The organism is Companilactobacillus paralimentarius DSM 13238 = JCM 10415, from assembly GCF_001434985.1.
Lineage (GTDB): Bacteria > Bacillota > Bacilli > Lactobacillales > Lactobacillaceae > Companilactobacillus > Companilactobacillus paralimentarius.
In genome coordinates, this window is record NZ_AZES01000148.1 from 1 (window position 1) to 7,246 (window position 7,246).

The window sequence follows — 7,246 nt, forward strand, 5'->3', positions numbered from 1 at the left end:
ATTTATTCATTATACCCTCTCTTAAAAGTTGTCTCAGGAATCAGCTTACATCCACATTATTTGATCGACTATTTTGTAAACATTTCATTTCATTTTTTCATAAAAGTATCTATCATTATTCTATTATTCAGGAACATTAAAAAAATCCGTACTCAACTTTTATGTTGAATACGGATTTTTAATTTCTTACTGACCAGAACTGTCAGTAGAAGAGCCATTAGTAGTAGCACCACTATTAGTAGAACTACCACTGTTACTATTGCTGTTTGTTGTACCACCACTATTTGAATCACCGGTATTAGATGAGCTGCTGCTATCGCTACCAGAATTATTATTAGTTGAGGTACCACCACTATTACTACTGTTACTATTTCCTGTATTAGTATTGCTACTATTATTGGAATTTGTACTACCAGTATTAGAGTTGCTATTTGTAGTAGATGAATCACTCGAATTATTGGTTGTTGTGTTATCACTATCACTACTACTGTTACTATCGGAATTTGTACCTGTACCTGTTTCAGTATTATCTTTATCAGTTGTATCATTATCGGAATCAGTTGATTCAGATGAACTGCTTGAATGATTATTTGTCGTTACTTCATTGCTGCTGGACTTAGATGCACTACTTGAAGAATAATCAGAATCCTTATATGGATTTGATGGTGCATGTCCCTTCACAAACAACTCTTTAGTGTAACTAGATGAACTGGAACTAGGGGAGGCCACAACTGGTGTTTCTGAACCAGAGTTTTGAATTCTCATTGAAACAACGGAACTTGGTTTCTTCCAGTTAGGATTACTGTTAGTATTCTCAGCCAAATAACTCATTTCAGCTTTGTAGATCTTTCCAGCAACACTTTGATAAGTGGATGAAATACCATTCTGATTTGGAGAATCGTAACCGGTCCAAACACTAATTGAATAATTCTTTGTATAACCGTTATACCATGAATCTTTAGCCGTACCACTCAAAGCTGAATTTTGAGCAATAGATTCTGAACTGTAGTTAGTTGTACCAGTCTTACCGGCTTGATGTAAACCAGAAATATTAGCATAAGTAGCATAACTTGAAGGTACACCCTTAAGCATATCGGTAATCATATAAGCCGTTGAATCCTTCATTGCTTGCTTACCATTTTTGCCATAAGTATGAGTGATACCGTCAGCTGTTTCAATCTTAGAAACATAATATGGTTTGTAGTATGTTCCACCATTAGAAAAGGCAGAATATGCTGCTGCACCTTGAAGTGATGACACATTACCACCGATACCAACGGAAAGATATTTTTCAGTAATATTAATGCCCAGTCCTTTGACAAATTTCTTGGCATTGGAAAGTCCTACGGCTGATAGAGTTCTAATAGCAGGGATATTTCTTGAGTTGACCAAAGCTTTACGCATGCTCATTTGGCCCTCATATTGCTCATCCCAGTCTTTCAATTGGATATTGGTACCAGCATAAGTATATTCGGTATCCTCAAGTTGATGATACGTGGACCAGTTTAGGTTTTCGATAGCCGGAGCGTAATCAAGCAATGGTTTCATTGTTGAACCATTACTACGTCCAGTTTGAACAGCACGGTTCAAACCAAACTGAACATTACCTAGATTACGTCCACCAATCATAGCCACAACTTTACCATTATTAGGGTTAACAACGGATGCACCAACTTGCATTTTTGAATCAGGGAAAGATACATAGTTAGAAGAATTTACAATATTGTAAAGACGTTTTTGGGCATCATAATCCATATTAACGGTAATTTTTAGATTATCACGATATGGATCAAAGCCTTTCTTCTTAACTTCCGTAATTGCTTCCTTGATATAAGGATCAGCAATAATTCGCTTGGAATTATTACTATTACTTACTTTCTTATATGGCTGTAATCCTGAAGTGATCGGCGTGTTCATAGCCTCATCAGCTTGAGCTTTAGTAATCTTATTATTGTTATACATCGCTTGAATAACTAAATCACGGCGTTGCTTAGCCTCTGTTGGGTGAGTATATGGATCATAATTACTTGGAGCATTGGGCAAACCGGCCAACAAGGCCATTTGAGCTAAACTAAGTTGCTTCAATTTCTTACCATAATAATATTTAGCACCAGTTTCAACGCCATAGATACCATTGTTCAAATAAACTTTATTCATATAAAACTCGAGAATCTGTTGCTTAGAAAACTTTTGACTGACCCGCATTGCCAACCAAGCTTCCTGCATTTTACGTTTAAAAGTCTGATCCTTAGTTTCAGTAGAAAAAACCGTCAATTTGACCAATTGCTGCGTCAAAGTACTTCCACCTTGGAGAGTACCCTTAGTAACATTATTAAAGGCTGATTTAGCAATTCTGACAGGATCAATACCTAAAGGTTCATTGTAAAAATTCTTATCCTCAATAGATACAACAGCGTCTTCCATTTGTTGTGGAACCTTATCGATCGTAACGTAATTTCTTTTGTTATCACCTAAAGACGCGATTTGCTTACCAGTAGAATCTACGATTGTTGAAGAACCACCACTTTGGAGGTTTTCCTGACTAATCGCTGGAGCACTGAAAGCATAGTATACGAAGACAAACAAGAATATTCCGGCTAAAACGGCCACAATGGAAAGGATCCATTTCAAAATATTTTTGAAGGTTAATATACTGGTATTCTTATTCTTCATTTTTTCTCCTTCCCACTTTCGATTAACTGTTGAACAGCATTAATATAGGGTAAAGTAGGATTATAATCTGATTTGATTTCAATGGAACTATTGACAATATCTTTCAATTGAATTGATTTTGCACCATTATTTCTTTGTGCTTCCCAATGTAAAAAGATTTCATCAGCTGGCGTTACAAAATAGCGTTTTAATTCTACGTATTTTATAATGACAAAGCAGATACCACCTTGTTTTTGACACATTTTTAAATGATCAATTTGATGTTGATGAAAATTCTTTAATGGAAAGATATTTTTGTTTTTAGTTTCCTTAGCTTCAAAATCAACATAATAACCATTGTAAACACCATTATAATCGGTAGTAGAAGCATGCCGGAAGTAAGCCTCTCTGATAACAGCTTTACTTCTTTTCGGATAATCTACTTTAACGATCTGAATAGGTGTTGGCTTCTTATATATTACCGCTATATCGTGACTACGATAATATTTATTACTTTCATTAATTTCTTCCTCTAGAGTCATACCGCGATCACCAAAAATCATTTTCTTTTTGGCACTCGATTCGCTAAGAGGAGATTGTGATGGTTTACTATTAAAAACTTGACCATCAGGGTAGTTTATTTTCAAAATATCAACTCCTACTGTGCAAATTATACCATGATGGCAAAAATATTAATTAGGGGAGATTTCTTTATGTTAAAAAATTTATGGGTAACGGGTTACCGATCTTTTGAACTAGGTATTTTTAAAGATGATGACCCAAAATCTAAAGTAATTCAAGACTTTTTTCAAGAAAGACTAATTAATTATGCTGAAAATGGAACTCAATGGATAATAACTGGTGCACAATTGGGAACTGAACAAATTGTGGGTAAATCTATACAAGAAGTTAAGAAAAAAGGCTATAATATAAGACATGCAGTGATATTACCATATGCTGAATTTGGAAATAAGTGGAATGAGAACAATCAGCTATTACTAAAAAATTTTTTAAGAAACGCTGACTATGTCAACAAAGTTTCCAATATGAGTTATCATTCAGGTAGACAATTAAGAGTATGGCAAAGTTTTATGCTTCAACATACAAATGGAGCTTTGATTTTCTACGATCCCGATAGCGGTGGTAAGCCAAAGTACGACTATGAGGCTATTAAATCTTATCAGGATAGTGGAACTGATTATCAACTGGAATTAATAGATTTTGATTCTATGCAGGATTTTGCTAATATGTTATCAGATAGCTAGTTTCAGTCGTTTCTAGAATAATAATTAACACTGGGGTGTTTAATAATGAACAATATGAATGGAATGAACCAAAACGGTAATAATAACAACGGTAATGAATTTGCCTTAAATTACCAACCTAACGATATTTTGCAAAAGGAATTCAAAACAAAGATGAGAGGCTACGATCCTAACGAAGTCGATCAATTTTTGGATGGTATTATTAAGGATTATGAAACTTTTACAAATGAAATTGGTCAATTAAAAGCTGAAAATGAAAGTCTAATGCAATCACGTAATATGAACACAAGTCCATCAGCACAAGCACAACATAGACCTCAAGTTCAGAACAGAAGACCACAACCACAACAGAAACCAGTTTCAAGCTCAATTGCTGAAGCTTCAACTAATTATGATATTTTAAGACGTCTTTCTAATCTTGAAAAACGTGTCTTCGGTCATGATTTTGCTAATGGTGTTCCCGAAAATAATAATGATGGGGCTAAACAATTTGCATCAGCAGTTGTTCCTAACAATATGAATAACCATGATGGAGTTGAGAGTGGTCATACTGAGATCAATCCTAATATGAATAATGGCTTCAATAATCAAAATAATTTTCAAGGAAACCGCCCTATGAACGGCAATTCTGGACAAAATCAAAATAATTTTAATAATAATAACAATTTTAACAGATTTTAGTGTATACTATTCAAGTCGGTAAATTACGAGTAATCGCGGTCTAGTTATCTAGGCTGAGGAAGGTCCACGCCCGCGCGAGCTGAGATGCTTGCAGTGTTTGTGCTTGGCCCAATAAGCCAAGGTACCTTCGGGTAACGGCAGTGAAAGCACTAAGGTCTTTTGACTATGTGTTAATAGCTTGAAAGTGCCACAGAGACGGATTATTGTGAGAAATTGCAATGGTGGAACGAGGTAAACCCCGCAAGCGGGCAACCCAAACTTTGGTAGGGGCGCTTCATAACGAGAAATGAATCTACTGTGAAGGCTTAATTGTAGATAGATGATTACTAACTGTGTTAGGATTGCCAGCCTAACACATGAACAGAACGTGGCCTATAGGAGTTTATCGAGGCAAAGGGACGACTTGTTCGTCCTTTTTTTATACAATCAATTAAAAATTAAACTAAGAGGGAGCAATATGAAATTAATTGCGACTATGTCAAGCGGCTTTGAATCTGTAACCGCAAAAGAACTACAGAATTTGGGATACGATACAAAGACCGAGAATGGTAAGGTCTATTTTGACGGTGAATACGAAGATATTGCTAAAACTAACTTGTGGCTCAGAAGTGCTGATCGAATTAAGATTTTGATTGGTACTTTTAAGGCAACAACTTTCGAAGAATTATTCGATAAGGTTTATGCAATCGATTGGGACAATTGGCTACCTTTAAATGCAGCTTTCCCTATTAAGGCTAGAACTGTCAAATCACAATTACATTCAGAACGTGATATTCAAGCTATTACTAAAAAGGCTATCGTTAATAAAATGGCCGATGTTTTTATGCGTCGTGGACGTTTGCCTGAGACTGGTGCAAAATTTCAAATTGAAACTCGTATTCATAAAGATGTTGTAGAAGTAACACTTGATACAACCGGTGAATCATTGTACAAGCGTGGTTATCGTGTTGAACACGGTGCTGCTCCTTTAAAGGAAAACTTTGCGGCTGCTATGATTCTTTTAACAGTTTGGCATCCTGAAGAAGATCCTTTCATGGACCCAACAACAGGTTCTGGTACCATTGCTATTGAAGCTGCACGTATGGCTAAAAACATTGCTCCTGGTATCTTACGTCACTTCCTATTCGAAGATTTCGATTGGTTTGATCCTAAAATTTTGGCTAATCTTAAAGAAGAAGCTAAGGCTGGCGTAAAAAAGGATCTCGACTTAGATATCTTTGCCAGTGATATCGATGGCTCGATGATCGACGTAGCTAAATTAAATGCTCATGATGCTGGTGTCTTACATGATATTCAATTTAAGCAAATTGCTGTTAAAGATTTGAAGATCGAAGGGGAGTATGGAACAATCATTTCTAACCCACCTTATGGTCAACGTATGAGTGATATGGCCGGTGTTAGAAAACTATATAAAGAAATGGGAGAAGTTTTCTCAACCGCTCCCACTTGGAATAAATATATTTTAACTAGTGATGTTGAATTCGAAAAATACTATGGCGAATTAGCTACTAAGAAACGTAAACTTTACAACGGTTCTATTAGAACGGATATGTACCAATACTGGGCTAAACACTAAAGACTATTACGTCTGTGTAAGTCCCAAAGAATGATTAAAATAATAACAATAGTAATGATTAACGAAAAAATCCAAGACCATTCTTGATCGGCCACGGGTAATTTCATATTCATACCATAAAAACCTGATACGATCGTGGGGATGCTTAAAATGATAGTATAAACTGTCAGCACCTTCATGGTCGTATTTGTTCTGTTGTTTAAAATATTATTATAGGTATTAGAAATACGATCAATAATATCGGAACTCAAATTGACCTGATTTTTAATCTGTTCAATTTCAATAACTGAATCGTGAAGATGCTCATGAGTAGCCTTAGTTAAATGTAATTGTTGAACCTTGCCACTAGAAATGAGTTCTATTTCATTAAGAACAGTTACGTTACCACTAATGGCCGTACTCAAGTAAGTTGTTAAATCTTGTAATTCGGCTAAATCCAAAATTTGATTTTCTGAAGAATGGTGTTTCTTGATCAAACGTTGGATTTTATTTCTTTTAGAATCGGTTTCACTGATTTGATCACTATAATCACTAGAAATCTGATCAAAAGTATGAAAGATAAGTTCCCAAAGTAGATTTTCCTTGCCTTCACCAAAATTCTTCTTCGCATAAAGAAGGTAATCTCTTACATAGTGAGTAGCATCGTTAGTAAACAAAAAGAGTTGCTTATCCTTGATAGCAAAAGAAATGGGTAAGACTCTTTGTGATAGGTCGTCACTTTGTTCATTTTCATTTTGTACGTTATAAACGATCAAAAAAGTTTGACTATATTCATCATATTCAAAACGAGCTCGTTCATTTTCATCATCAGCATAGTCAAGAATTTCGTTGGTTAGACTATAATTTTCAATCAGTGATGTACGATCAGAATCATTTAAATTCTTAGTCGAATGAACGTCTATTAATTTGTGGCCTTGGTCTAATACTGTTTCATTAATCATTTTTTATCCCCTCATTAAGGATAATGATACCAAAAATAAAAAGTGGGTTGAGAATTATTTTTCTCAATCCACTTTTTTCGGCTGTTCGTCAAATCAAGTTGATGGCGGTTCAAGTTAACAGTTAGACCATA

The 7,246-nt window shown here is 35.1% G+C and carries 5 protein-coding genes, 1 other RNA gene and 1 pseudogene; 4 read left to right on the forward strand and 3 right to left on the reverse strand.

Going from position 1 to position 7,246, the window contains the following annotated elements; all coding sequences use genetic code 11:
• Positions 1-186 precede the first annotated feature (186 nt).
• Complete coding sequence (locus FD33_RS11105) at positions 187-2,673, reverse strand: transglycosylase domain-containing protein (protein WP_056955976.1); 2,487 nt, start codon at positions 2,671-2,673, stop codon at positions 187-189.
• Complete coding sequence (recU, locus tag FD33_RS11110) at positions 2,670-3,299, reverse strand: Holliday junction resolvase RecU (RefSeq protein WP_025086146.1); 630 nt, start codon at positions 3,297-3,299, stop codon at positions 2,670-2,672. Before recU ends, FD33_RS11105 begins: the two co-directional genes overlap by 4 nt.
• Before the next feature lie 66 nt (positions 3,300-3,365).
• Here recU and FD33_RS11115 point away from each other — a divergent pair, with 66 nt between their 5' ends.
• The 4 genes and pseudogenes from FD33_RS11115 to FD33_RS11125 all read left to right on the forward strand — a co-directional run bounded on the left by FD33_RS11115 (position 3,366) and on the right by FD33_RS11125 (position 6,174).
• On the forward strand, positions 3,366-3,917 hold the full coding sequence (locus FD33_RS11115; RefSeq protein WP_025086147.1) for an SLOG family protein: 552 nt from the start codon (positions 3,366-3,368) through the stop codon (positions 3,915-3,917).
• Between the two features lie 63 nt (positions 3,918-3,980).
• Positions 3,981-4,394: pseudogene (gpsB, locus tag FD33_RS12535) on the forward strand (cell division regulator GpsB); the annotation flags it as partial.
• A gap of 225 nt (positions 4,395-4,619) precedes the next feature.
• Positions 4,620-4,978: RNase P RNA component class B (gene rnpB / locus FD33_RS12540), an RNA gene on the forward strand.
• A 77-nt stretch (positions 4,979-5,055) separates the two neighbouring features.
• Positions 5,056-6,174: a THUMP domain-containing class I SAM-dependent RNA methyltransferase gene (locus FD33_RS11125; protein ID WP_056955977.1), complete on the forward strand. Its 1,119-nt coding sequence runs from the start codon at positions 5,056-5,058 to the stop codon at positions 6,172-6,174.
• Here FD33_RS11125 and FD33_RS11130 read toward each other — a convergent pair.
• A complete protein-coding gene (locus FD33_RS11130; RefSeq protein ID WP_025086149.1) occupies positions 6,171-7,115 on the reverse strand; it encodes a magnesium transporter CorA family protein in 945 nt (314 codons plus the stop codon). The two genes, FD33_RS11125 and FD33_RS11130, sit on opposite strands and share 4 nt — an antisense overlap.
• Positions 7,116-7,246 lie beyond the last annotated feature (131 nt).